Annotated in this window: 20 protein-coding genes, 1 tRNA gene and 1 pseudogene; 10 read left to right on the top strand and 12 right to left on the bottom strand. The window is 70.9% G+C overall.

Annotation, left to right across the window (positions count from 1 at the left end):
• Positions 1–4: 4 nt before the first annotated feature.
• Positions 5–547, bottom strand: a complete 543-nt coding sequence (locus ACIA6C_RS20740; RefSeq protein WP_361130389.1) for a YbjN domain-containing protein — start codon at positions 545–547, stop codon at positions 5–7.
• Between the two features lie 232 nt (positions 548–779).
• Positions 780–3,395 (bottom strand): ATP-dependent chaperone ClpB, encoded by a 2,616-nt coding sequence (gene clpB, locus ACIA6C_RS20735; RefSeq protein ID WP_361130392.1) that lies wholly within the window; start codon positions 3,393–3,395, stop codon positions 780–782.
• A gap of 148 nt (positions 3,396–3,543) precedes the next feature.
• On the opposite strand from clpB, the gene ACIA6C_RS20730 reads away from it, so the two are divergent.
• Positions 3,544–3,948 carry a TIGR03618 family F420-dependent PPOX class oxidoreductase gene (locus ACIA6C_RS20730; protein WP_361130394.1) on the top strand — a complete coding sequence of 135 codons (405 nt, stop codon included), beginning with the start codon at positions 3,544–3,546 and terminating at the stop codon, positions 3,946–3,948.
• A 160-nt stretch (positions 3,949–4,108) separates the two neighbouring features.
• Here the strand turns inward: ACIA6C_RS20730 and ACIA6C_RS20725 are convergent, their stop codons facing one another.
• Positions 4,109–4,390 (bottom strand): (2Fe-2S)-binding protein, encoded by a 282-nt coding sequence (locus ACIA6C_RS20725; protein WP_136210630.1) that lies wholly within the window; start codon positions 4,388–4,390, stop codon positions 4,109–4,111.
• 342 nt (positions 4,391–4,732) lie between these two features.
• On the opposite strand from ACIA6C_RS20725, the gene ACIA6C_RS20720 reads away from it, so the two are divergent.
• Positions 4,733–5,767, top strand: a complete 1,035-nt coding sequence (locus ACIA6C_RS20720; protein WP_366081551.1) for a helix-turn-helix transcriptional regulator — start codon at positions 4,733–4,735, stop codon at positions 5,765–5,767.
• A gap of 80 nt (positions 5,768–5,847) precedes the next feature.
• Here the strand turns inward: ACIA6C_RS20720 and ACIA6C_RS20715 are convergent, their stop codons facing one another.
• From ACIA6C_RS20715 to dnaK, 4 genes are read right to left on the bottom strand one after another with little or no spacing between them, the layout of a single operon-like run.
• Positions 5,848–6,294, bottom strand: a complete 447-nt coding sequence (locus ACIA6C_RS20715) for a heat shock protein transcriptional repressor HspR (RefSeq protein ID WP_361130400.1) — start codon at positions 6,292–6,294, stop codon at positions 5,848–5,850.
• A 1-nt stretch (position 6,295) separates the two neighbouring features.
• Positions 6,296–7,480 (bottom strand): molecular chaperone DnaJ, encoded by a 1,185-nt coding sequence (dnaJ, locus tag ACIA6C_RS20710; protein ID WP_399277762.1) that lies wholly within the window; start codon positions 7,478–7,480, stop codon positions 6,296–6,298.
• Positions 7,481–7,519: 39 nt separating this feature from the next.
• A complete protein-coding gene (grpE, locus tag ACIA6C_RS20705) occupies positions 7,520–8,203 on the bottom strand; it encodes a nucleotide exchange factor GrpE (RefSeq protein ID WP_366081548.1) in 684 nt (227 codons plus the stop codon).
• Complete coding sequence (gene dnaK, locus ACIA6C_RS20700) at positions 8,203–10,062, bottom strand: molecular chaperone DnaK (protein WP_361130409.1); 1,860 nt, start codon at positions 10,060–10,062, stop codon at positions 8,203–8,205. The genes grpE and dnaK overlap by 1 nt, the downstream gene beginning before the upstream one ends.
• A gap of 208 nt (positions 10,063–10,270) precedes the next feature.
• On the opposite strand from dnaK, the gene ACIA6C_RS20695 reads away from it, so the two are divergent.
• The 3 genes and pseudogenes from ACIA6C_RS20695 to ACIA6C_RS20685 all read left to right on the top strand — a co-directional run bounded on the left by ACIA6C_RS20695 (position 10,271) and on the right by ACIA6C_RS20685 (position 14,960).
• Entirely contained in the window at positions 10,271–10,843 is a 573-nt protein-coding gene (locus ACIA6C_RS20695) for a sugar transferase (protein ID WP_399277760.1), read from the top strand.
• 110 nt (positions 10,844–10,953) lie between these two features.
• Positions 10,954–13,218 (top strand): annotated as a pseudogene (locus ACIA6C_RS20690) ((Fe-S)-binding protein); the annotation flags it as partial.
• 806 nt (positions 13,219–14,024) lie between these two features.
• Entirely contained in the window at positions 14,025–14,960 is a 936-nt protein-coding gene (locus tag ACIA6C_RS20685) for a Yip1 family protein (protein WP_399277758.1), read from the top strand.
• Positions 14,961–15,032: 72 nt separating this feature from the next.
• Here the strand turns inward: ACIA6C_RS20685 and ACIA6C_RS20680 are convergent, their stop codons facing one another.
• Both ACIA6C_RS20680 and dcd read right to left on the bottom strand, forming a co-directional pair.
• Positions 15,033–15,530 (bottom strand): phosphoribosyltransferase, encoded by a 498-nt coding sequence (locus ACIA6C_RS20680; protein WP_366082846.1) that lies wholly within the window; start codon positions 15,528–15,530, stop codon positions 15,033–15,035.
• On the bottom strand, positions 15,527–16,114 hold the full coding sequence (gene dcd / locus ACIA6C_RS20675; RefSeq protein ID WP_125603638.1) for a dCTP deaminase: 588 nt from the start codon (positions 16,112–16,114) through the stop codon (positions 15,527–15,529). Before dcd ends, ACIA6C_RS20680 begins: the two co-directional genes overlap by 4 nt.
• A 467-nt stretch (positions 16,115–16,581) precedes the next feature.
• Here dcd and ACIA6C_RS20670 point away from each other — a divergent pair.
• Positions 16,582–16,652 (top strand) — tRNA-Gly (locus ACIA6C_RS20670).
• A 430-nt stretch (positions 16,653–17,082) separates the two neighbouring features.
• Positions 17,083–17,286: an alpha/beta fold hydrolase gene (locus ACIA6C_RS20665; protein WP_399277755.1), complete on the top strand. Its 204-nt coding sequence runs from the start codon at positions 17,083–17,085 to the stop codon at positions 17,284–17,286.
• Positions 17,287–17,390: 104 nt separating this feature from the next.
• Here the strand turns inward: ACIA6C_RS20665 and ACIA6C_RS20660 are convergent, their stop codons facing one another.
• The gene (locus tag ACIA6C_RS20660; RefSeq protein WP_361130469.1) at positions 17,391–18,014 is read right to left on the bottom strand and encodes a TetR/AcrR family transcriptional regulator; all 624 of its coding nucleotides are present in this window, start codon (positions 18,012–18,014) and stop codon (positions 17,391–17,393) included.
• A 187-nt stretch (positions 18,015–18,201) separates the two neighbouring features.
• Between ACIA6C_RS20660 and ACIA6C_RS20655 the strand changes: the two genes are divergently transcribed.
• The 3 genes from ACIA6C_RS20655 (at position 18,202) to ACIA6C_RS20645 (ending at position 21,394) form a co-directional block, all read left to right on the top strand.
• Positions 18,202–19,116 carry an alpha/beta fold hydrolase gene (locus tag ACIA6C_RS20655; RefSeq protein ID WP_399277753.1) on the top strand — a complete coding sequence of 305 codons (915 nt, stop codon included), beginning with the start codon at positions 18,202–18,204 and terminating at the stop codon, positions 19,114–19,116.
• A gap of 136 nt (positions 19,117–19,252) precedes the next feature.
• Positions 19,253–20,788, top strand: coding sequence for an alkaline phosphatase (locus tag ACIA6C_RS20650; protein ID WP_399277751.1), 1,536 nt, complete (start codon positions 19,253–19,255; stop codon positions 20,786–20,788).
• A gap of 66 nt (positions 20,789–20,854) precedes the next feature.
• Positions 20,855–21,394: a hypothetical protein gene (locus ACIA6C_RS20645; RefSeq protein WP_399277749.1), complete on the top strand. Its 540-nt coding sequence runs from the start codon at positions 20,855–20,857 to the stop codon at positions 21,392–21,394.
• Positions 21,395–21,455: 61 nt separating this feature from the next.
• Here ACIA6C_RS20645 and ACIA6C_RS20640 read toward each other — a convergent pair whose 3' ends face one another.
• Together ACIA6C_RS20640 and ACIA6C_RS20635 are read right to left on the bottom strand one after the other, a co-directional pair.
• Positions 21,456–22,385: an MASE1 domain-containing protein gene (locus tag ACIA6C_RS20640; RefSeq protein WP_399278019.1), complete on the bottom strand. Its 930-nt coding sequence runs from the start codon at positions 22,383–22,385 to the stop codon at positions 21,456–21,458.
• Positions 22,386–22,479: 94 nt separating this feature from the next.
• A complete protein-coding gene (locus tag ACIA6C_RS20635) occupies positions 22,480–23,307 on the bottom strand; it encodes a PP2C family protein-serine/threonine phosphatase (protein ID WP_361130480.1) in 828 nt (275 codons plus the stop codon).
• Positions 23,308–23,333 lie beyond the last annotated feature (26 nt).

Here is a 23,333-nt window from a genome sequence, read left to right as displayed (position 1 = left end):
CGGGTCAGTTGTCCTCGTCGCCCTTGTCGTCCCCGCCCTCGGCGGATTCGACGTCCTGCTCCAGGCCGAGCTGCTCGACGAGCCACTTGTCGAACTCGATCGAGGCGCGGACCCAGCTGACGGTGGAGGACACGAAGTGCTCCAGGCTGACGCCGGTGCCGACCAGCATCTGCGCTTCGCCGATCAGGCGGACGGAGCCGTCGTCGTGCGTGTGGCTGTAGACCTTCGGCCACAGGGTGCGGCGGTTCCAGTCGTCGATCGTCTCCAGGAGCTGCGGCTTGTCTTCGATGCCGTGCGGACGGTCGTAGAAGGTCCGCACCGAGAAGACCTGCTGCTCGCCGTCGCCGCGGAACATGAAGTAGGTGCGGAACTCCTCCCACGGCGCCGCGAGGTCACCCTCGTCGTCGACGACGTACTTGAGCTCCATCTGCTCCAGCAGCTGCTTGACCAGGTCCTGGTCGGGGACGACGGGGCCCGCCGGTCCTGTGGCCTGCGGATCGGGCTGCTGCCCTCCGAAATTCGGAATCGAGGCCGGGTCGATGCTCACCGTGTTATTCCCTTCGTGCGGATGGTGTCATCCTCCCCCATCGGTCCTACCCCGTGTCCAGCCCCGCACGTGCGATCCGCTCCGGGCGGACACGAGTAGGGCTCCGGTAAGGGCCGGGGCGGACCGGGGCCCCGGCCACCCGGGGCACCGGTCCGGCCGCACGGCTCCGGCCTCCACCGCGCCGGCCGCACGGCTTCCGGCCTCACACCGCGCCGGCCGCACGGCCCCTGCCTCACATCGCCTTGCCGACCAGCAGGTCCTCACCCGCCACGTCCACCCGTACGGTGTCGCCCTCGCGGACCTCGCCCGCCAGGATCTCCTTGGCGAGGCGGTCGCCGACGGCCGTCTGGATCAGGCGGCGCAGGGGCCGGGCGCCGTACGCCGGGTCGTTGCCCTTGTCCGCCAGCCACGCCAGGGCCTCCGGCGTGACGTCCAGGGTCAGCCGGCGGTCGGCGAGCCGCTTGGCCAGGCGGCCGATCTGCAGTTCGGCGATGTGGGCCAGCTCGTCTCGGGTCAGCGCGGAGAAGACCACCAGGTCGTCCAGGCGGTTGAGGAACTCCGGCTTGAAGGAGGCCCGCACCACTTCCAAAACCTTGGCCTTCCGGTCCTCCGCGGAGGCGGAGGAGTCCGCCGAGCCGGGCCCGCTCAGGAACTGGCTGCCCAGGTTGGAGGTCAGGATCAGGATGGTGTTGCGGAAGTCCACCGTCCGGCCCTGCCCGTCCGTGAGGCGGCCGTCGTCCAGGACCTGGAGCAGCACGTCGAAGACCTCGGGGTGGGCCTTCTCCACCTCGTCCAGCAGGACGACCGAGTAGGGGCGCCGGCGCACGGCCTCGGTGAGCTGGCCGCCCTCCTCGTAACCGACGTAGCCGGGCGGCGCGCCGACCAGCCGGGCCACGGAGTGCTTCTCGCCGTACTCGGACATGTCGATGCGGACCATCGCCCGCTCGTCGTCGAAGAGGAAGTCGGCGAGCGCCTTGGCCAGCTCCGTCTTGCCCACGCCCGTCGGGCCGAGGAAGAGGAACGAGCCGGTCGGGCGGTCGGGGTCCGCGATGCCGGCCCGGGTGCGGCGAACGGCGTCGGAGACGGCCCGTACGGCCTCCTCCTGGCCGATCAGCCGGCGGCCCAGCTCGGCCTCCATGCGCAGCAGTTTCTGCGTCTCGCCTTCGAGGAGGCGGCCCGAGGGGATGCCCGTCCAGGCGCCGACCACGTCCGCGATGTCGTCCGGGCCGACCTCGTCCTTGACCATGGCGTCCTTGGACGGGCCGGCCTGGGTGGCCTCCGCCTCGGCTTCCGTGGCCTCCGCGAGCTCGCGCTCCAGCGCGGGGATCTCCCCGTACAGCAGCTTGGAGGCCGCGTCGAAGTCGCCGTCGCGCTGGGCGCGCTCGGCCTGACCGCGCAGGTCGTCCAGGCGCTCCTTGAGCTCGCCGACGCGGTTGAGGGACTGCTTCTCCTTCTCCCAGCGTGCGGTCAGGCCGCGCAGCTCCTCCTCCTTGTCCGCCAGGTCCTTGCGGATCTTCTCCAGGCGCTCGATGGAGGCCGGGTCGGACTCGTTCCTGAGCGCCAGCTCCTCCATGCGCAGCCGGTCGACCGAGCGCTGGAGCTCGTCGATCTCCACCGGGGAGGAGTCGATCTCCATGCGGAGCCGGGACGCGGCCTCGTCCACCAGGTCGATGGCCTTGTCGGGAAGGAACCGGGAGGTGATGTAGCGGTCCGAGAGGGTCGCCGCGGCGACGAGGGCGCTGTCGTTGATGACGACCTTGTGGTGGGCCTCGTAGCGGCCCTTGAGGCCGCGCAGGATGGCGATGGTGTCCTCGACGGTCGGCTCCGCGACCAGCACCTGCTGGAAGCGGCGCTCCAGCGCCGGGTCCTTCTCGATCCGCTCGCGGTACTCGTCGAGCGTGGTCGCGCCGACCATGCGCAGCTCGCCGCGGGCGAGCATGGGCTTGAGCATGTTGCCCGCGTCCATGGCCGAATCCCCGCCGGCGCCGGCTCCGACGACCGTGTGCAGCTCGTCGATGAAGGTGATGATCTGGCCGTCGCTGGACTTGATCTCGGCGAGGACGGTCTTGAGGCGTTCCTCGAACTCGCCGCGGTACTTCGCGCCGGCGACCATCGCGCCGAGGTCGAGGGCGACGAGCCGCTTGTTCTTGAGGGACTCGGGGACGTCGCCCTTGACGATGCGCTGGGCCAGGCCCTCGACCACGGCCGTCTTGCCGACGCCGGGTTCGCCGATGAGGACCGGGTTGTTCTTCGTACGGCGGGACAGGACCTGTACGACGCGGCGGATCTCGTGGTCGCGGCCGATGACCGGATCGAGCTTGCCCTCGCGGGCGGCCGCCGTGAAGTCGGTGCCGAACTTCTCCAGGGCCTTGTACTGGCCCTCGGGGTCGGGAGTGGTCACCCGCCGCCCTCCTCGTGCGTTCTCGAAGGCGTCCAGCAGCTTGCGCGCCGTCGCGCCCTGGGCGGTCAGGACCTCGCCGGCCGCGCCGCCCTTGGCGGCGAGGGCGATGAGGAGGTGTTCGGTGGAGAGGTACTCGTCGCCGAGCTTGCCGGCCTGTCCGTCGGCCTCGGCGAGGACGGCGAGCAGCTCGCGCGTGGGCTGCGGGGGCGCGACCGTGGAACCGGTGACGCTGGGCAGGGCGGCCAGCAGCCGCTCCGCGCCCGCGCGCACGGCGGCCTGGTCGGCCTCGGTCGCGGCGAGCAGGTCGACGAGGTTCTCGTTGTCCTCGCCGGCGAGGAGGGCCAGCAGCAGGTGGGCGGGGGTCAGGTCCGGGTGGCCGTCCTTCACGGCCCTGCTGGTGGCCGCGTTCAGCGCGTCCCGGCTCTTGTTCGTCAGCTCGGCGTCCACCGCCGCTCTCCTCTCCCTGGCAGTTTCTGATCCAGACCCGTTGGTCTGATAGACACAGCGTGTACAAAGTTGAGTCTATTCCACTCAAGGCGGTTTTTCGACGGGCACCGGCGAAAGACACGGCCGACCGCGGACGTACGCTCGGCCCATGCCCCACGACGTACTCCACCCCACGCCCGAATACCTCGCCTTCTGGCGGGAGCGGCACGTGTGCACCCTCACCACCCCCCGCCCGGACGGCAGCCCGCACGTGGTGCCGGTCGGCGTCACGTACGACCCCGAGGCGGGACTGGCGCGGGTGATCAGCAACAAGCACAGCAAGAAGGTGCGCAACGTGCTGGCCGCGCCGAACGGCGTCGCGAGGGTCGCGGTGTGCCAGATGGAGGGCCGGCGCTGGGCCACCCTGGAGGGGCGCGCCACGGTCCGTACGGACGAGGCGTCGGTGGCCGACGCGGTGGAGCGCTACGCGCAGCGGTACGGGCGGACGCCTTCGCCGAACCCGGACCGGGTCGTCCTGGAGATCACCCTGGACCGGGCGATGGGACGCGCCTGAGGCGCCGGCCGCTCCGTCCGCCGGACGCGGACATCACCCGCGGGACGCGGACATCAGCTGTGGGACGCGGACATCACAACGGCGCCATCGTGGTCAGGTCCACGATGGCGCCGTTGTGTGGGGGTAGCACCTGAGCGATGTGCAACGAGGGGGAATCGCTTCAGGCACTTCGGGGGGTGGCGGCGGTGATATCGGGCTCGAACAGCTGGTGGTCACGCTGGTCGAGGTTGACGAAGACCATTCCGTACCGCACTTCGCAGCGGACGGGCTGCGGTGCGCCCCGGGGGCGGCGCAGACAGCGGTAGGCCCGGACGTCTTCGTCCTCTTCTCGTACTACGACGATCGGCTGGCCGAACAGGGTGACCATCAGCGAGTCGCCGGCGTGGGGGATCGCCGTGGCGAGGTCGATGAACTGCCATCCCGACCGGTACGCCGAAGCCATCTCGCGACGGAAGTCACGGTCGTCGGGGGTCACCGGGAAACCTGCGCAGGCGCGGTGTCCCAGCCGAGGTCTTGGGGAGCCGTGTTCCAGCCGAGATCGTGCTTGCCTACCGACTCGACGGGCGCACCGGCACTGGCCTGAACGCTTCCCGCGTCCCCGTTGACGGCGACGACTGCCCCGAAGACCGCAACGGCGGAGAAAACAACGGCAAGCGCCGAGCGAAGCATTCTCTTATACATGGTCGGCTTCGTCCTCACTTGATGGAATCCTCTCCCCCGCAGTGACAGACGATGGCTCATTCAGGCACGTCAGTGCCACAGGGACGATGCATCATGTTCTTACATGTTCAGGACCCTGGGGGGTGGAGATTTGACAAGAAGCGAGACAAACCCGACACATCCCCACCCCGTCACGGCGATGTGCGCCGAGGGAGCACGGCTTTACGCGGCCGCGCTCAGCAGCGGCCGCGTCGCCCGCGGTGAGGTCAGGAACGCCCCCTGCCTGCTCGAATTCGCTCTACTGAGACCCGACCCCGATGACGCGAACCAGCTCCGCGCGGTTCCCCCGTCCGTCGCACTCGCCCAGCGGCTCCACCCCATCGAACGCGAGATCCAGGACCGCAGGCGCACCGCTGTAGATCTCACCGATGCATTCGAGCCGTTCCTCGCCATCAGCGCGCAGAGCCCCGCCAACACCCACGCCATCACGGTGCTGGAGGGTATCGACCAGATCAACGCCGCCCTGGACCTGGCCACCGCCGAGTGCCACACCGAGGCCCTGACCGTCCAGCCGGGCGGCGCCAGACCCACGTTCATCCTCAGCGAGGCCCTGGAGCGCGCCGCGCCGCTGATAGACCGCGGCGTGAGCATCCGCACGCTCTACCAGCACACGGTGCGGCACAGCCAGGGCACGCTCGCCTACGTGGACCGCATCTCCACGGGGAAGGTGGAGATCCGCACGCTCGAAGAGCTGATCGAGCGCCTCATGATCTTCGACCGCACCGTGGCCTTCATCCCCGCGAGCGACGACCGCCGGGTGGCCCTGGAGCTGCGGCATCCGGGGCTGGTCGACTACCTCATCAAGGTCTTCGAGCAACTCTGGCGCCGAGCCGTGCCGTTGGGCGACGAGGTGACGTACACGCACACGCCGGATGGTATCTCCGGCGTGCAGCGCTCCATAGCCCAGCTGCTCATAGAGGGGCACGTGGACGAGGCGATCGCACGCCGGCTGGGGATGAACGTACGCACCTGCCGCGCGCACATCGCGAAGCTGGCCACCACCCTGGGCAGCGGCAGCCGCGCCCAACTCGGCTTCCTCATCGCCCAGTCGGGCATCCTGCACAGCGCGTCCCCGCCCCTGCCCGCGGGCCACGACTGACGCCGCGCAGCACGAAGGCCCCGCCCGGAACCATCCGGGCGGGGCCTTCCCCGTTGCCGTGCGGCGGGCGCGCGGGGGCGTCAGTCCTTCGGGCGCTTGGGGCGCCAGACGACCAGCGCGTTGCCCGGCTGCGGCGGCTGGTACGGGACCAGGTCGCGCCGGTACGAGGCGTGGACCTGGGCCTCCCTGGCCCGCAGGGCGGCGGCCGCGCCGTCCACGGCGCTGGACAGCTCGGCCACGCGCTGCTGGAGCGCGGCGACCTGGTTCTCCAGTTCGATGATCCGCTTGATACCCGCCAGGTTGATGCCCTCGTCCTGGGACAGCGCCTGCACGGTGCGCAGCAATTCGATGTCCCTGGCCGAATATCGACGCCCGCGCCCGGCCGTCCGGTCGGGTGAGACCAGGCCGAGGCGGTCGTACTGGCGCAGGGTCTGCGGATGCAGGCCCGAGAGCTGGGCGGCCACCGAGATCACGTAGACCGGTGTCTCATCGGTCAGTTGGTACGGGTTCCTGCGGCGGCCGTCCATCTCATGCTCCCTTCGCGGACTCGAACAGCGCGGCACGCGGGTCCTCGGACCCGGTCGCGTCGCGGTACATCTCCAGCGCCTCGCGGGCCTTGTCCGACAGCTCCGCCGGAACGGCCACCTCGATCGTCACCAGCAGGTCGCCGCGGGTGCCGTCCTTGCGGACCGCGCCCTTGCCCCGGGCGCGCATCGTACGGCCGCCCGGCGTGCCCGGCGGCAGTTTCAGCGTGACCGAAGGACCGTTCAGCGTCGGCACCTTGATCTCGGCGCCGAGTGCCGCCTCCGCGAACGTCACCGGAACGGTCACCGTCAGGTTGTCGTCCTTGCGGCCGAACACGGGGTGACTGCCGACATGAACGACCACGTACAGGTCGCCGGCGGGACCGCCGCGCTCGCCCGGGGCGCCCTTGCCGCGCAGCCGGATCCGCTGGCCGTCCGAGACGCCCGCCGGGATCCGCACCTGCATGGTGCGGGAGCTGCGGGCCCGGCCGCTGCCCTTGCAGACGTCGCAGGGGGTCTCGGCGATCAGGCCGCGGCCCTTGCAGTCCGCGCAGGGGTCGGTCAGCGAGAAGCCGCCGCCGCTGCCCCGCGAAACCTGGCCGGTACCGACGCAGGTCGGGCACACCCGGGGGGTGCCGTTCTTGTCGCCGGTGCCCGAACAGGCCTTGCAGGGCGCCTGCGAGGACATCCGCAGCGGGACCGTGGCCCCGTCCACCGCCTCCGTGAAGGAGAGGGTGACCTCCGACTCGATGTCCTGGCCGCGGCGGGGCTGGGTGCGGGTTCCCGCACCGGGGCCCGCGCCGCCGCGGTTGAACAGGCCGCCGAAGACGTCCCCGAGGCCGCCGCCGAAGCCGCCGCCCGCGCCGCCCGGCTGCGCGCCGCCGAAGAGGTCACCGAGGTCGAAGTTGAACGAGCCGCCGGCACCGCCGGGACCGGGGCGGAAGCCGCCGTTCCCGAACAGTGCGCGGGCCTCGTCGTACTCCTTGCGCTTCTTCGCGTCCCCGAGGATGTCGTTCGCCTCGGAGATCTCCTTGAAGCGCTCCTCGGCCGAGGCGTCGCCCTTGTTGGCGTCCGGGTGGAACTCGCGGGCGAGCTTCCGGTACGCCTTCTTGATCTCTGCCTCGGTGGCGTCCTTGGGGACACCGAGGACCTTGTAGTAGTCCTTCTCGACGAAGTCCTTCGTGCTCATCCTCGGTGGCCCTCCTCTCGTACACCTACATGTTCGACGTCAGCCCTTGTCCGCGGCATCCGTGTCCTTGTCAGACGGCGTGTCGCCGTCCGCGGACTCGGACTTCGCGGCGGGCGCCGCGCCCGGCTGGGGCTCGGCCACCGCGACCCGGGCGGGACGGATGGTGCGCTCGCCGATCCGGTAGCCCGGCTGCAGGATCGCCACGCAGGTCGTCTCGGTGACGTCCGGCGCGTACGAGTGCATCAGGGCCTCGTGGACCGTCGGATCGAAGGGCTCGCCCTCCTTGCCGAACTGCTGCAGCCCCATCTTGGCGGCGGCCGTCTCCAGCGATTCGGCCACCGACTTGAACCCGCCGACCAGCTCGCCGTGCTCCCGCGCCCGGCCGATGTCGTCCAGGGTCGGGAGCAGTTCCGTCAGGAGGGACGCGACCGCGATCTCCTTGACGGCGATCCGGTCCCGCTCCACCCGCCGGCGGTAGTTCTGGTACTCCGCCTGGAGCCGCTGGAGGTCCGCGGTGCGCTCACCCAGCGCGGTGCGGGCCTGGTCCAGCTGCGCCAGGAGGGCGCTCTCCTTGCCGAGGGCCTCGGCTGCTGCGTCCCCGGCCGGGGCCGCCTCGTCCTCCTTGGAGGAGTCGGCGGCCTTCGGCTCGGCTGCCGCGTCGTCCGCGCCGGCGCCGGTGGGGACTTCGGGCTCCTCGTCGAAACCCTTGGTCTCCTCCGACATCAGGCAGCGCCACCCTTCGGCTTCTCGTCGTCCACGATCTCGGCGTCGACCACGTCGTCGTCGGCCTTGGCCTGGCCGGCGTCGGCCGCGCCGCCGGCGGCCTGGGCCGCCTGGGCGTCGGCGTAGATCGCCTGGCCGAGCTTCTGGCTGACCGCGGCGACCTTCTCCGTGGCCGTACGGATCTCAGCGGTGTTGTCGCCCTCGGCGGAGTCGCCCTTGAGCTTCTCCTTGAGCTCCGCGACGGCGGCCTCGACCTCGGTCTTGACGTCGGCCGGGACCTTGTCCTCGTTGTCCTTGACGAACTTCTCCGTCTGGTAGACGAGCTGCTCGGCCTGGTTGCGCGTCTCCGCGGCCTCCTTGCGGCGCAGGTCCTCGTCCGCGTACTGCTCCGCCTCCTGGCGCATGCGGTCGACCTCGTCCTTGCCGAGCGAAGAGCCGCCGGTGACGGTCATCTTCTGCTCCTTGCCCGTGCCGAGGTCCTTGGCCGTGACGTGCATGATGCCGTTGGCGTCGATGTCGAAGGAGACCTCGATCTGCGGGACGCCGCGCGGGGCCGGCGGCAGACCGGTCAGCTCGAACATGCCGAGCTTCTTGTTGTACGCCGCGATCTCGCGCTCGCCCTGGTAGACCTGGATCTGCACCGACGGCTGGTTGTCCTCGGCCGTCGTGAAGATCTCCGACCGCTTGGTCGGGATGGTCGTGTTGCGCTCGATGAGCTTGGTCATGATGCCGCCCTTGGTCTCGATGCCGAGGGACAGCGGGGTCACGTCGAGGAGCAGGACGTCCTTGACCTCACCCTTGAGCACACCGGCCTGGAGGGTCGCGCCGATGGCGACGACCTCGTCCGGGTTGACGCCCTTGTTGGCGTCCTGACCGCCGGTGAGCTCCTTGACGAGCTCGGCGACGGCCGGCATGCGGGTGGAGCCGCCGACCAGGACCACGTGGTCGATCTCGGACAGCTGGATGCCGGCGTCCTTGATGACGTTGTGGAACGGGGTCTTGCAGCGGTCGAGCAGGTCCGCGGTCAGCTGCTGGAACTGGGCGCGGGTGAGCTTCTCGTCCAGGTGCAGCGGGCCCTCGGCGGAAGCCGTGATGTAGGGCAGGTTGATCGTGGTCTCCGTGGAGGAGGACAGCTCGATCTTCGCCTTCTCGGCGGCCTCGCGCAGACGCTGGAGCGCCATCTTGTCCTTGGACAGGTCGACGCCGTGGCCGTTCTGGAACTGCTTCACCAGGTAGTCGACGACGCGCTGGTCCCAGTCGTCACCACCGAGGTGGTTGTCACCGTTGGTGGCCTTCACCTCGACGACGCCGTCACCGATCTCCAGGAGGGACACGTCGAAGGTGCCGCCGCCGAGGTCGAAGACGAGAATGGTCTGGTCGTCCTTGTCGAGACCGTAGGCCAGGGCGGCGGCCGTGGGCTCGTTGACGATGCGCAGGACGTTCAGGCCCGCGATCTCGCCGGCCTCCTTCGTCGCCTGACGCTCGGAGTCGTTGAAGTAGGCCGGGACGGTGATGACCGCGTCCGTGACCTTCTCGCCCAGGTACGCCTCGGCGTCGCGCTTCAGCTTCTGCAGGATGAAGGCGCTCATCTGCTGCGGGTTGAAGTCCTTGCCGTCCAGGTTGATCTTCCAGTCAGTGCCCATGTGGCGCTTGACCGAGCGGATCGTACGGTCCACGTTCGTGACCGCCTGGCGCTTGGCGACCTCGCCGACGAGGACCTCGCCGTTCTTGGCGAAGGCGACGACGGACGGCGTGGTCCTGGCGCCCTCGGCGTTGGTGATGACGGTGGGCTCGCCGCCTTCCAGAACGCTGACGACGGAGTTAGTGGTGCCCAGGTCGATGCCGACCGCACGTGCCATTTTGATTCCTCCAGCTGACTTGAGTGGAACAGACTCAACGATGCACGAACTCCCCACCCCGCGTCAACAGAGGTGAGCCGACTCGACTCAACTCTTACGCCAGCCTTACGCTCAACCGCCGCTCTTCGCGCCCCGCGGCGGGGCCGAGCGGGCGACGCCCACAGCGCGCCCCCCGGGGCGCGGGGCGGCCGTGCGGCACGGTGCGTGCATGCCGCTGCCGCCCCTCACGCTCTCCGCGCTCCGGCGTCCCGCCCGGCCGCTCCCGCGGCCCGACCTCTCGGCGAAGCGGGTGCTCGACCTCTGCGGCGCGCTGCTGCTGTCGCTCGTCTTCGCGGTCCCGCTGCTCGCGGCCGGCGCGGTGCTGTACGCGGCCGGGGCCCGGCGGCGCGGGACGCGGGGCGCGGGCGTCCTCGTACGGGAGCCGGCGGCCGGGCTCGGCGGGCGGGCGTTTCGGACCTGGCGGCTGCGGACGGAGGACGCCGGGCGGGCGGGCGCGCTCGTCGAGCGGTGCGCCCTGGACGCGATGCCGCAGCTGCTCAATGTGCTGCGGGGCGAGATGTCACTGGTCGGCCCGCGACCCGGAGCGGACGTGGACAGGGCCGATAGGCTGCTCGTGCGGCCCGGTATGACCGGATTGTGGCAAGTGAGCGCCCGCTCCGACCTGCCCTGGGAAGAGATGGCCCTGCTGGACCGGCACTATGTGGAGAGTCACTGGCTGGGGATGGATCTGGCGATCCTCGCCCGGACCCCTCGGGCGGCCTGCCGACAGAGGGCAGCCTGAGCGACACAGATCACCGCACGCCCACCTACATTGCGGCGCGGGAACTGGGTAACCTCAAGCCTTGACTCAATAAGTTACCGCTTAGTAAGTCCCGCCCGAGGAGCCGTCCCATGCAACTCGCCGCGATCATCGTGTCGCTGGTCCTGACCGTGATCGGCGTCGCGCTCATCGCCCGAGCCGTGGCGCAGATCTACCGCTTCGTGAAGCTGGGCCAGCCGGTGCCGGCGGGCAGCCGCACGGACGAGCCGACGGCCCGCAGCCTCACGCTGGCCAAGGAGTTCGTCGGCCACACCCGGATGAACCGGTGGGGCGTCATCGGCGTCGCCCACTGGTTCGTCGCCGTGGGCTTCCTGACGCTCGGCCTGACGATCGTCACGGCCTACGGCCAGCTCTTCAAGGCCGACTGGGTGCTTCCGATCATCGGCGGTTGGCTGCCCTACGAGCTCTACACCGAGTTCATCGCGCTGTTCACGACCCTCGGCATCCTGACCCTGATCGGCGTCCGCCTGGCGAGCCTGCCCTCGCGGGCGGGCCGCAAGTCCCGCTTCGCGGGCTCCAAGGCGGGCCAGGCGTACTTCGTCGAGTACGTCATCCTCACCATCGGCCTCGCGATCATGACCCTTCGCGGGCTTGAGGGCGCGATCCACGGCGTCGGGCACTACGAGGCCTCGTACTGGGCCTCGTACCCGCTTGTGCTCGCGTTCAAGGGCCTCTCCTACGGCACCCTGCAGAACCTGGTCTACCTGACCGCCATGATCAAGCTCGGCGTCACCATGACCTGGGCCATCACGGTCGGCCTCAACACCAACATGGGTGTCGCCTGGCACCGCTTCCTCGCCTTCCCGAACATCTGGTTCAAGCGGAACGCGGACGGCGCGACCGCGCTGGGCGCGCTCCAGCCGATGACCAGCGGCGGCAAGGAGATCGACTTCGAGGAGCCGGGCGAGGACGACGTCTTCGGCGTCTCCCAGGTCGAGCAGTTCTCCTGGAAGGGCATCCTCGACTTCTCCACCTGCACCGAGTGCGGCCGCTGCCAGTCGCAGTGCCCCGCCTGGAACACCGGCAAGCCGCTGTCCCCGAAGCTCCTGATCATGTCGCTGCGCGACCACGCGCACGCCAAGGCGCCGTACCTGCTCGCGGGTGGCGGCAAGGACATGGAGGGCAACGAGAAGGCGACCGCCGAGCAGTTGAAGGACGTTCCCGCCTCCGCCCTGGCCGAGGCGGAGCGTCCGCTGATCGGCACGGTCGAGGAGAACGGCGTCATCGACCCCGACGTGCTGTGGTCCTGCACCACGTGCGGCGCGTGCGTCGAGCAGTGCCCCGTCGACATCGAGCACATCGACCACATCGTCGACATGCGGCGCTACCAGGTGATGATCGAGAGCGCGTTCCCGTCGGAGGCGGGCACGATGCTCAAGAACCTGGAGAAGAAGGGCAACCCCTGGGGCCTCGCCAAGAAGCAGCGGGTGGAGTGGACCAAGGAGGTCGACTTCGAGGTCCCGATCATCGGCAAGGACGCGGAGGACCTCTCCGAGTTCGACTACCTCTACTGGGTCGGCTGCGCCGGCGCGCTGGAGGACCGGGCGAAGAAGACCACGAAGGCCTTCGCGGAGCTGCTGAACATCGCGGGCGTCAAGTTCGCGATCATGGGCGGCGACGAGAAGTGCACCGGTGACTCGCCGCGCCGTCTGGGCAACGAGCCGCTGTTCCAGCAGCTGGCGCAGGAGAACGTGGCCATGCTCAACATGGCCTTCGGCGAGGACGACGAGGACCCGGAGACGAAGAAGCCGAAGTCGGCGAAGCGGATCGTCTCGACCTGCCCGCACTGCTTCAACACCATCGCGAACGAGTACCCGCAGCTGGGCGGCGAGTACGAGGTCATCCACCACACGCAGCTGCTCCAGCACCTGATCGACGAGGGCCGGCTGACGCCGGTGACGCCGGTCGACGGGCTGATCACGTACCACGACCCCTGCTACCTGGGCCGGCACAACAAGGTCTACACGCCGCCGCGCGAGATCATGTCGGCCGTGCCGGGGCTGCGGCAGCAGGAGATGCACCGCCACAAGGAGCGGGGCTTCTGCTGTGGCGCGGGTGGCGCGCGGATGTGGATGGAGGAGCGGATCGGCAAGCGCATCAACAACGAGCGCGTCGACGAGGCCCTGTCCCTGAACCCGGACATCGTGTCGACGGCGTGCCCGTTCTGCCTGGTGATGCTGACCGACTCGGTGAACGGCAAGAAGAACGACGGCCAGGCCAAGGAGTCCGTCCAGGTGGTGGACGTGGCGCAGCTGCTGCTGGAGTCGGTGAAGGCACCGGAGCCGGACGCGGAGGCGCTGGCCGAGGCGGAGGCGGCGGCTGCGGCCGAGGCCGAAGCGGCGGCTGCCGCTGCCGCCGAGGAGGAGGCCAAGGCCGCCGCGAAGGCGGAGGCGGACGCTGCCGCCAAGGCGGAGGCGGACGGGAACGCGGCGGCCAAGGCGGAGGCTGCTGCCGCCGCCGAAGCGGAAGCGAAGGGTACGGCCGACGCCGAACCGAAGGCCGCCGCCGAAGCTGCCGCGCCCGTGGCCGAAGCCAAGGCCGCGGAGCCCAAGGCGGAAGCCGAGCCGAAGGCCGGCGCCAAGGCAGAGGCCGTCGAGACCAAGGCTGAGGCCGCCGCCCCCGAGGCCAAGGCCGAGCCGAAGGCGGAAGCCGCTCCTGCGGCCGAGCCGAAGGCGGAGGCCAAGGCCGAGGCACCTGCCAAGGCCGAGGCACCTGCGGCGGGCGCCGCCCAGGCCGAGACCGAGGCCAAGGTCGCCGAACCCGCGGCGGAAGCCGAGCCGAAGGCGGAGGCCGCCGACGCCAAGCCGAAGGCGGAGGCCGCCGAGGCCAAGGCCGAGCCGGAGGGCGACGCCAAGGCCGAGGCACCCGCGGCCGGTGCCGACGCCAAGGCCGACGCCGCCCAGGCCGAGACCGAGGCCGAGGGCGTCAAGTAAGTACGCGCAGGCAGACGCCTGGGTAGACGCCGCGACAGTGGCATCGCAACGGCCGGTCCCCGCCCAGGGGGCCGGCCGTTGCGGCTTTCCCCCGAGGGCCACCGCGCCCCCAGGGGCTCCCCCTAGGGGATGTCACAGCTCAGCCGCAAAGGACCCCGGTTCCGGCCGCCCGTCCACCCCCGCCCGCCGGACCAGGTACTTTCGATCACGTGGCTGGATTCAGGATCGGACGCGGCCGGGACAACAACCGCACCCCGCAGCAACCGCAACAACCCTCGCGGCAGCAGCCGTACGGGCGGCAGGCGCCAGGCGCGCCGCAGGCCCCGTACGGCCGGCAGCCCTACCCGCCCGCCGGTCCCCCACCGCAGCAGCAGTGGCCCCAGCAGGCCACCGCCGGCGCCGGGGACCACGGCGAGCCCGAGTACTTCGACCCCTACGGTCAACCGCACCCCCAGGCGTACCAGCAGCCCCCGCACGAGGCCTCGTACGCCGACAACCCCGGCTACACCCAGGCCTTCTCGATCGGCGAGGACCCGTACGGCCAGGCCGCGCCCTACCAGGGCGCGACGTACCAGGCCGGCTCCGCCCCGGCCGGTCCGGCCGGTCCGCGGCTGCCGTGGAAGGAACTCCTGCGCGGCATCGTGATGCGGCCGGGCCCGACGTTCTTCCGGATGCGCGACTACCCCGTCTGGGGCCCGGCGCTGATCGTGACGTTCATCTACGGCATGCTCGCGGTCTTCGGCTTCGACAAGGCCCGCGAGGACGCCATCAAGGCCACCCTCACCCAGGCCGTCCCGATCGTCCTCAGCACCGGTGCCGCCTTCGTCATCTGCGGCCTGATCCTGGGCGGCGTCACCCACACCCTCGCCCGCCAGCTGGGCGGCGACGGCGCGTGGCAGCCGACCGTGGGCCTGTCGATGCTGGTCATGTCCATCACGGACGCGCCCCGCCTGCTGTTCGCGATCTTCCTCGGCGGCGACAACATGGTCGTCCAGGTCCTGGGCTGGGCCACCTGGCTCGCGGCCGGCGCGCTCTTCACCTCGCTGATGAGCAAGTCGCACGACCTGCCCTGGCCGAAGGCGCTCGGCGCGTCCGCGATCCAGCTGGTCGCACTGCTGTCGATCATCAAGCTCGGGACGATCTGAGCCCTCCACACATGACGAAGGGGACCGGCGCCATGCTCGAGCCCGTCCCCTTCCGCATGTCCTCCGCCGTCGTCAGGCGTCGAGGACCTGGCCCTCGCGCTTGACCACGGGCGGCTCGACCGACCACGGGAAGTTGATCCACTCGTCGGTCTTCTTCCACACGTACTCGCACTTCACGAGCGAGTGCGACTTCTCGTAGATGACGGCCGACCGGACCTCCGCCACCGTCCCCAGGCAGAAGTCGTGCACCAGCTTGAGCGTCTTGCCGGTGTCGGCGACGTCGTCGGCGATCAGCACCTTCTTGGCGGTGAAGTCGATCGCCTCGGGGACCGGTGCCAGCATGACCGGCATCTCCAGCGTCGTGCCGACGCCCGTGTAGAACTCCACGTTGACCAGGTGGATGTTCTTGCAGTCCAGCGCGTACGCCAGCCCGCCGGCGACGAAGACCCCGCCGCGGGCGATGCTCAGGATGATGTCGGGCTCGTAGCCGTCGTCGGCGATGGTCTGCGCCAGCTCGCGCACGGCGCGCCCGAACCCGTCGTAGGTCAGGTTCTCGCGTACTTCGCTCATGCCTCGTGCCTCACCTGGGTGCGGTGGAAGTTCTGGAAGGAGCGCGACGCCGTCGGGCCCCGCTGGCCCTGGTACCGCGATCCGTACCGCTCGCTGCCGTACGGGAACTCGGCGGGGGAGCTGAGCCGGAACATGCACAGCTGGCCGATCTTCATCCCCGGCCACAGCTTGATCGGCAGGGTGGCGAGGTTCGACAGCTCCAGGGTCACGTGGCCCGAGAAGCCCGGGTCGATGAAACCGGCGGTCGAGTGCGTGACCAGGCCCAGGCGGCCGAGGCTGGACTTCCCCTCCAGCCGGGAGGCGATGTCCTCGGGCAGCGAGATGACCTCGTAGGTCGAGGCGAGGACGAACTCGCCGGGGTGGAGGATGAACGCCTCGTCCCCCTCGGGCTCGACCATCCGCGTCAGGTCCGGCTGCTCGGTGGCGGGGTCGATGTGGGCGTAGCGGTGGTTCTCGAAGACCCGGAAGAACCGGTCGAGCCGCACATCGATGCTGGAGGGCTGCACCATCGACTCGTCGAACGGGTCGATGCGAACCCGTCCGCTGTCGATCTCGGCCCGGATGTCTTTGTCAGAGAGAAGCACGTCCCGAGGATACGCAGAGCGCCCGGGCCACCCCCAATCGAGAGCGGCGCCCGCGCGCCCCGCCGCTACGCCCCGCCGGCTACCGCTTCGTGCCGCCCACCGGCACGGCGTGCCTCAGCCGCGCACACCGCGGGCACCGCAGCAACCGTCCGGGCCCGATCCGGGCGGCACCGAGCTGCCGCAACGGGAAGGAGGCGGTACTGAAAACGTGCCCTTCGGCACAACGGACGACGGTGTGCTCCATCGAGTCCCTTTCCCCAACGAGCCGTACTGCGACGAATCGCCACATTAGGGGATGACCCAGACCCACTCCAGCCGCCGCTCCGAACCTTAAGCTACCCCCCAACTCCCGCCCCCACGAACCCTCCTGCCGCCCACGGACGACAACGACCCCGCGGCGGATTCACCGGGGGTCGATCATGAGGTAGAGTGGCCAACGATAAGGATCCAGACGACTGGAACCGCATGCGGATGTAGTTTAATGGTAGAACATGAGCTTCCCAAGCTTATAGCGCGGGTTCGATTCCCGTCATCCGCTCTTGAGAGAAGGCCCAGGTCAGAGACCTGGGCCTTCTTCGTTGTCTAGACCTATTGGGGCTCGCGTTCCATTCGCGTGCCATAACTTCCCTAATGGGGCGTCAGGTTGTTGCCGCGCCCCTTGTGAGGATCACCTCGCCCGAGCAGTCGGCCCGGGCGCCGGCGGCGCGGGCACGAACATACACCCGGCCCCAGCCGGGCTGGGCCGCCCGCTCTCGCCGGGCGGCTCCTGGGCGCCGGACGAACGCCATCGCCGGTCACCGCGGCAGCACGACGTGAGGTACCGAGCTCGGCGGCCCCGTCGGCGGGGACCCCGGCCAGGGCGCGCCGGTCCCCGGCGGTCAGCGGGAGGGAACGGTCGTTGGCTTGGTCGACGACGGCTGCCTGGCGGCCCCGACATCCACGAGCCGGTCGAGGGAAACACCACCCCGGTGCTTGTGGTGGCCGGTGCGAGCGACCCGGCGATGGGCCCCGACACCATGCGGTCCACGTGGCTGCAGTGGTATCCGAACGCCGAGCTCGCGGTCTTCGACGACGCCGGTCACTTCGCTCCGGACGGAAGTCCGCAGGCCTTGGCGACGGGGGTCGAGCGCTTCCTCGGCCGCGGGACGGGCCAGGCCGGCCGAACGCTCTGAAGCGGGGTGTGCCGCCGAGCAGCGGGACGTCGAGTCGCTGCCCGCGCGGTGCCGAGCGGTGCGTCGGGTGGCCGGCGCGATGTCGGGGCGGCCGGCCCCGCTTGTCAGCCGGCCGGGGGGTGGGGGGCGGGGCGGAAGATGCGGGTCAGGTGGTGGTCGAGGACCGCGATGGCGGACTGCGGGGTGCGCTGGCCGACCAGGATGCTGGTGCCCATCGTCGCCGTCATCGCCAGCAGGCTGACCGCCTCCGTGCGGGCGTCGGCGGCGGGGTCGGCGAGGCCCTCGGCCTGGGCCCGCTCCAGCAGGCCCGTCAGGGCGTTCTCCGCGGCGTCGGGGTTGTCGATGAAGGGCTGGGCGGCCAGCGCCTCGTCGGTCACCGACAGGATCGAGTAGGAGCTGTAGAGGAGGTGGAAGGTCCGGCTCTCCTCGTCGGTCGGCAGGGAGGCCAGCAGCAGCGCCTCGATGGTCGCACGGGGGCCCGGGTCGGGACCGGCGGCCCGCAGGCGGGCGCTCACGCGGGCGGTGAAACGGTCGGTCAGGTGCTGCAGCCCGTAGAAGAGCAGCTTCTCCTTGGTCTCGAAGTAGTACTGCACGAGCCGAAGTGACACCCCGGCCTCGGCGGCGACGTCGCGCATGCCGACGGCGTGCAGCCCTCGCCGCCCCGCGACCCGGATGAGCGCCTCGGCGATCTGGGCGCGCCGTTCCTCGTGGTCCACGCGTTTCGGCATGTGTGGTGTTCGGCTCTCTGTCCGTCGTTTCCAGTCGGTCGTGGGCAGCTCCGCCGTGGGCGGGTTCGCCCGCTGCCCGGGTCCCTCCGTCCGGGTCGCCCTCCGTCGGGCGCTCTTCATGATACCGCCGTACCAACATCATGATACGGTCGTACCACGAAGACCGGATCTCCCTCGGAGGTGCCCCGTGCCCCAGACCACGACCCGCGTGCGCCGCGACGTCGGCCGCTACGTCAACGACGAGCTGCGCGACCGGTACTTCGCCGCCTGCGAAGCCGTCTACGCGATGGGCGCACCCGCCCGCTCCGAGACGGACGTCGAGACGAGCTTCGGCACCACGCACGTCTACCAGTACGGCCCCGCGGACCCGGCCGGCGAGTCCCGCACCCCGATCGTCCTGATCCACGGCGCGGGCTACTGCTCGGCGATGTGGTACCCCAACACCCCCGCGCTCAGCGCCGAACGGCCCGTCTACGCGCTCGACACCCCCGGTGACGCCGGGCGCAGCGTCCAGCGCGAGCCCATGTGGCAACCCGAGCGCGCCGCCCAGTGGATGGACGAGGCCCTCGACGCCCTCGGCCTCGACCGGGTCCACCTCGTCGGCTCCTCCTACGGCGGCTGGCTCGTCATCAACCAGGCGCACCTGCGGCCCGGGCGGCTCGCCTCGGTCACCGCCCTCGACCCGGGCGGCCTGGAGAAGGTGGGCCTGCGCTTCTTCGCCTGGGTCTTCGTGAGCCTCTTCGCCAGCTTCGCCCCCGAAGCGCTGCGTCCGCGGCTCGCCGCCTGGCTGGAGCAGCCCGTCATCGCCGTTCCCGAGCTGCGCAAGTGGATCCACGCCGGCGCCCGTGCCTTCCGCATACGCCGTCCCGCTCCGCTGCCGCTGTCCGACGCCGAACTGGGTTCGATCCGGACGCCGTTCTACCTGATCATGGGCAAGCGGAGCCTGCTCGTGCACCCGCGCCGGCAGCTGGAGCGCGTACCGCGCCTGATCCCCGGGGCCCGCGCCGAGATCATCGCGGCGACGGGCCACGGACCGCAGATCGACCACCCCGACGTGGTCAACGCCCGGATGCTGGGTTTCATGGCGGACGTCGACGCGTAGAACGGCCGCCCTGCGGCCGGGCGGGGGTGCGGCGTGCTGCGTTCGGGTGGTGGTCACGCGTTGAACAGGGGCCGTTCATGTGACGCTCATAGCTTCGGAGGGACCGAGTAGTCCTTCCGAGGGGATCCCCCAGCAGATGCGCCGCAGACCTGTGAAGACGTTGACCGTTCTGGCCCTCGCGGGGGCCGTGGCCGCCGGGACGGCGGGCGCCGCCAACTCCGCGCCGCAGTACAGCGACCACGACAAGGAAATCCGGAACGTCATCTACCTGCTCGGTGACGGAATGGGCCGTACGCACGTCACGGCCGCCCGTGACCGGTTCTACGGCGCCGGCGGGAAGCTCACCATGGAGACCCTCCCCTTCACGGGCGCGGTCGCCACGTACGCAGTCGAGAAGGGCACCGCCAAGCCCTCCCTCGTCACCGACTCGGCCAGCTCCGCCACCGCCTGGTCCTCGGGCGTCAAGACGTACAACGCCGCGATCGGCGTGGACGCGTACGAGAAGAAGGTCGCCACGCTGATGGAGCAGGCCAAGGCGGCCGGCTTCGCCACGGGCAACGTCTCCACCGCCGAGATCACCGACGCCACGCCGGCCGCGGAGTTCAGCCACGCGCTGCTGCGCGGCTGCCAGGGCCCGGTGTACTCCGACGCCGCCTGCCTCCCCAAGAAGGAGGACGGTACGTACGAGGCCGCGCCCGCCGACAAGACGCTGATCACGCCGATCGCCGAACAGATCGCCCGCAACGGCACCGCCGACGTCGTCTTCGGCGGCGGCCTCGCCCGCTTCGAGCCGGACGACCAGAAGGCCCTCCAGGCCCAGGGCTACCAGGTGCTCGGCAGCTTCGGCGACGCCGCGCTGCCCGCCCAGACCGTCGCCAGCCAGAAGGTCGCCACCAAGGCCGACCTCGACAAGGCCAACGGCAAGAAGGTCATCGGCCTGTTCAACCGCGGCAACCTGACGGTCGAGCAGGCCAAGGCCGCGCTGCCCGCCGACGCCCCGCAGAAGCAGGAGCCGACGCTCGCCGACATGGCCCGCAAGTCGATCGCGCTGCTCTCCGACCGCAAGCAGCAGGAGCGCGGCAAGGGCAAGGGCTTCTTCCTCCAGATCGAGGGCGCCCAGATCGACAAGCGCTCGCACGCCAACGACGCCGCGCAGACGCTCGGCGAGGTCAAGGCGTTCGACGACGCGGTGAAGGCCGCCTACGACTTCGCGAAGAAGGACGGCCACACGCTGGTGATCGTCACGGCCGACCACGAGTGCGCCGGCTTCAACATCATCGAACACGGCACCTACACCAACGCCGAGGCGGTCGCGCCCCCGGCCAACGTCGACGCGGGCAACACGGCCAACAACAGCACCCCGTCGCGCGCCGCTTCGGGAGCCAAGGACACCACCCGCTCGACCGGCATCGTCAACGGCGCGGGCTCGGGTGACGTGAAGAACTTCGCGCCGGCCACCTTCCGCACCCCGGACGACGCGCCGGGCGTGAAGGACGGCAGCCCCGAGGCCAGCCTGTGGCTGACCTACCTGTCCGGCAACCACACGGGCGCCGACGTGCCGATCTTCGCCTACGGCCCGAACGGCAGCGCCTTCGCCGCGAGCCAGAACAACACCGAGCTGTACACGAAGATGTACCGCTCGCTGTTCGGCCGTTCGCCCCAGCACCACTGACCCTCGTGCGGTCGGGGCCGGGGGGGCGCACTCCCCCGGCCCCGCCCCCTTTTCCAGGAGCGTTCGATGAGACACCCCCTGCGCCGCACCGCGGCCGTACTGGCGCCGGCCGTGGCCGTACTCGCCCTCGTCACCGGCTGCTCGGGCGGCGCGGGGCACGCCAGTGCCGCCGGGGAGCCGGCGGCTGCGGCCTCGCCGGTCGTGCTGCCCGCCCCGCGCAGCGCGCCCGCACCGGCCGCCGTCCTCGCGCAGCCGCTCGGGCAGGGCGAAGTCCGTGTGGAGCAAGGGCCGTTCACCGACCGGATGCGGCTGGAGCGGCTCACCCTCACCGAGCGGCAGACCGTCACCGGGCACGCGACCATCACGGCGGACGTCAGCGACACCCTGGCCCTGGAACTGTCGGTGGCCTACTACGACGCCTCCGGCCACCTCGTGGGCACGGGGGCGTTCCAGTACCAGGAAGAGGGCGAGGACGCGCACGGCACCGAGCGCCACGACGGCCCCCGCGCGGCGGGCGGCGGCATCGACTTCACCGTGTCCCCGGGCAAGCTCACCGGCACCCCGGCCGGTGCCGTACTGACCGTTCCGGTGCTGGTCAGCGAGTAGCCGCCGGTCCCGGGCGCTCAGGGCCGGGCGCTCAGGGCCGGGCGCTCAGGGCCCCCGGCGCTCAGCCCCGGGCGCGCGGGGAGAGCCGGTTCACCAGCTCGGCCAGGTCCTCGCAGGCCTGCTGGATCTTCACGCGGACGTTGTTCTGCTCGGTGACCAGCGCCGACAGCAGCAGCGCGGTCAGCGCCACCGAGCCGTTGAGGGCCATCAGGTTGGCCATCACCTCAAGGATGCTGTGGTGCGCGAACGGCCCCGTCCGGTCGGTGGCCGCCCACACCGTCGCCACCGAGACCAGCAGCGCGCACGGCGCCGCCCCCACCAGCTGGAACCTGACGGCGGCCCAGATCAGCAGCGGGAAGACGAGGAAGAGCAGCGAGAGGGTGCTCCGCGTCACCAGCAGGGTGACCAGCACGGCCACGACCAGCAGCGCCAGCCCCTCGGCCGTGCGGTACAGGTCGCTCGGCAGCCGCATCCGGGGCAGGGCCAGCAGCAGCGGCGTGCCCACGAGCACGCCCATCGCGTCCCCGGCCCACCAGGCCGCCCACACCGGCCAGAACCCGCCCCAGGGCAGGCTCCCGGTGAGCGCCAGCACGAGGGCCCCGACGCTCGCGCTGAGCAGCATCGGGAGCAGGCCGCCCAGGAACACCAGCGCCAGCCCGTCGCGCAGCCGGTCCAGCTCGGGGCGGAAGCGGGCCCGGCGGAGCATCGCGTAGGCCGCCAGCGGGGCCAGGGTGTTGCCGGCGATGATGACGATCGCGCTCGGTTGGACGGGGGAGATCATCCGGATGACCAGGTACGTGCCGAGCGCGAGGCCGGGCCAGATCCGCGGGCCCCGCCACAGCAGGGCGGTGACGGCGACCCCGGTGGGCAGCCACAACGGCGTGACCTGCGCTCCCGCGACGACCACGCGCTGGAGCAGGCCCAGCCGGCCCGTCGCGTAGTAGACGGCGGCCACCGCGAGGATCCACAGCGTCTGACGCAGTAGGGACAGGCCGGGGGAGAGACCTCGCCGCCGCTGCCCTCGCTCGGTGCTCACCCCACGTATGAGACAACGGCTCCGCCCCCGCGCGGGTTCCTGACACGCGCTATGGGCCGGGTGGCGCGTCGTGCCTCAGGACCAGGACCGCCGCGTCGTCCGCGTGGCCGGTGGAGTCGGCCACCCGCAGCACCTCCGCCGCCAGTTCCTCCGGATCGGCGGCCGCACCGTCCCGGACCACCCGGGCCACCTGCCCCAGGCCCGTCCCGATCGGGAACGACGGCCCCTCCACCACCCCGTCCGTGATCAGTACGTACGCGCCCGCCCGCGCGAGGGGCCGGGCCGTCACCGGGTAGTCGCCCCCGGCCAGCACGCCCAGCGGGAGGCCACCCTCGTCCTCCGCGATGCCGTACGAGCCGTCCACCGTGGCCCACACCGCCGGGATGTGCCCGGCGCGGGCGCCTTCGATCCGCCAGGTCAGGGGGTCGAAGCGGAGGAAACTGCACGTCGCGAAGAGGTCCCGGCCGACCGACAGCAGCAGGTCGTTGGCCCGGGCCAGGACGTCGCCGGGATCGGTCGCGGCGGCGGCCACCGCGCGCAGGGCTATCCGGATCTGGCCCATGAAGGCCGCCGCTTCCACGTCGTGGCCCTGCACGTCGCCGATGGAGAACGCCAGCGACCCGTCCCCCAGCCGGAAGCCGTCGTACCAGTCTCCGCCGACCTCCAGCCCGCCCCGGGCGGGCGAGTAGCAGGCCGCCGTGCGCAGCCCCGGCACGTCGGGCAGCGACGCCGGGAGCATCTCGCGCTGCAGGGCCTCGGCCAGCTCCACGCGGGCCTGCTGGAACTCGGCCCCCAGCCGCGCCTGCGCGGTGAGCCGTCCGAGCGTGGTCAGGAGGTCGTCGGCGCTCACCGGCCGTGGGGAACGACGCCGGGTCATGGACCGCTCCCTCTGGACGACCGGTT

This window comes from Streptomyces sp. NPDC051578 (genome assembly GCF_044454045.1).
Taxonomy (GTDB): domain Bacteria; phylum Actinomycetota; class Actinomycetes; order Streptomycetales; family Streptomycetaceae; genus Streptomyces.
The sequence above is the reverse complement of the archived record's forward strand: the minus strand, read 5'-3'. Positions and strand labels throughout refer to the sequence as shown.

Bases quoted from the DNA above. Each gene is read 5' to 3' on its own strand.
- ACIA6C_RS20645 (WP_399277749.1), top strand. From the start codon at position 20,855: ATGAGACACCCCCTGCGCCGCACCGCGGCCGTACTGGCGCCGGCCGTG.
- grpE (WP_366081548.1), bottom strand. From the start codon at position 8,203: ATGTCGGAGGAGACCAAGGGTTTCGACGAGGAGCCCGAAGTCCCCACC.
- ACIA6C_RS20635 (WP_361130480.1), bottom strand. From the start codon at position 23,307: ATGACCCGGCGTCGTTCCCCACGGCCGGTGAGCGCCGACGACCTCCTG.
- ACIA6C_RS20730 (WP_361130394.1), top strand. From the start codon at position 3,544: ATGCCCCACGACGTACTCCACCCCACGCCCGAATACCTCGCCTTCTGG.
- ACIA6C_RS20695 (WP_399277760.1), top strand. From the start codon at position 10,271: ATGCCGCTGCCGCCCCTCACGCTCTCCGCGCTCCGGCGTCCCGCCCGG.
- ACIA6C_RS20660 (WP_361130469.1), bottom strand. From the start codon at position 18,014: ATGCCGAAACGCGTGGACCACGAGGAACGGCGCGCCCAGATCGCCGAG.
- dnaJ (WP_399277762.1), bottom strand. From the start codon at position 7,480: ATGAGCACGAAGGACTTCGTCGAGAAGGACTACTACAAGGTCCTCGGT.
- ACIA6C_RS20650 (WP_399277751.1), top strand. From the start codon at position 19,253: ATGCGCCGCAGACCTGTGAAGACGTTGACCGTTCTGGCCCTCGCGGGG.
- ACIA6C_RS20720 (WP_366081551.1), top strand. From the start codon at position 4,733: ATGTTCAGGACCCTGGGGGGTGGAGATTTGACAAGAAGCGAGACAAAC.
- dnaK (WP_361130409.1), bottom strand. From the start codon at position 10,062: ATGGCACGTGCGGTCGGCATCGACCTGGGCACCACTAACTCCGTCGTC.
- ACIA6C_RS20715 (WP_361130400.1), bottom strand. From the start codon at position 6,294: ATGGACGGCCGCCGCAGGAACCCGTACCAACTGACCGATGAGACACCG.
- ACIA6C_RS20680 (WP_366082846.1), bottom strand. From the start codon at position 15,530: ATGAGCGAAGTACGCGAGAACCTGACCTACGACGGGTTCGGGCGCGCC.
- ACIA6C_RS20725 (WP_136210630.1), bottom strand. From the start codon at position 4,390: ATGGCTTCGGCGTACCGGTCGGGATGGCAGTTCATCGACCTCGCCACG.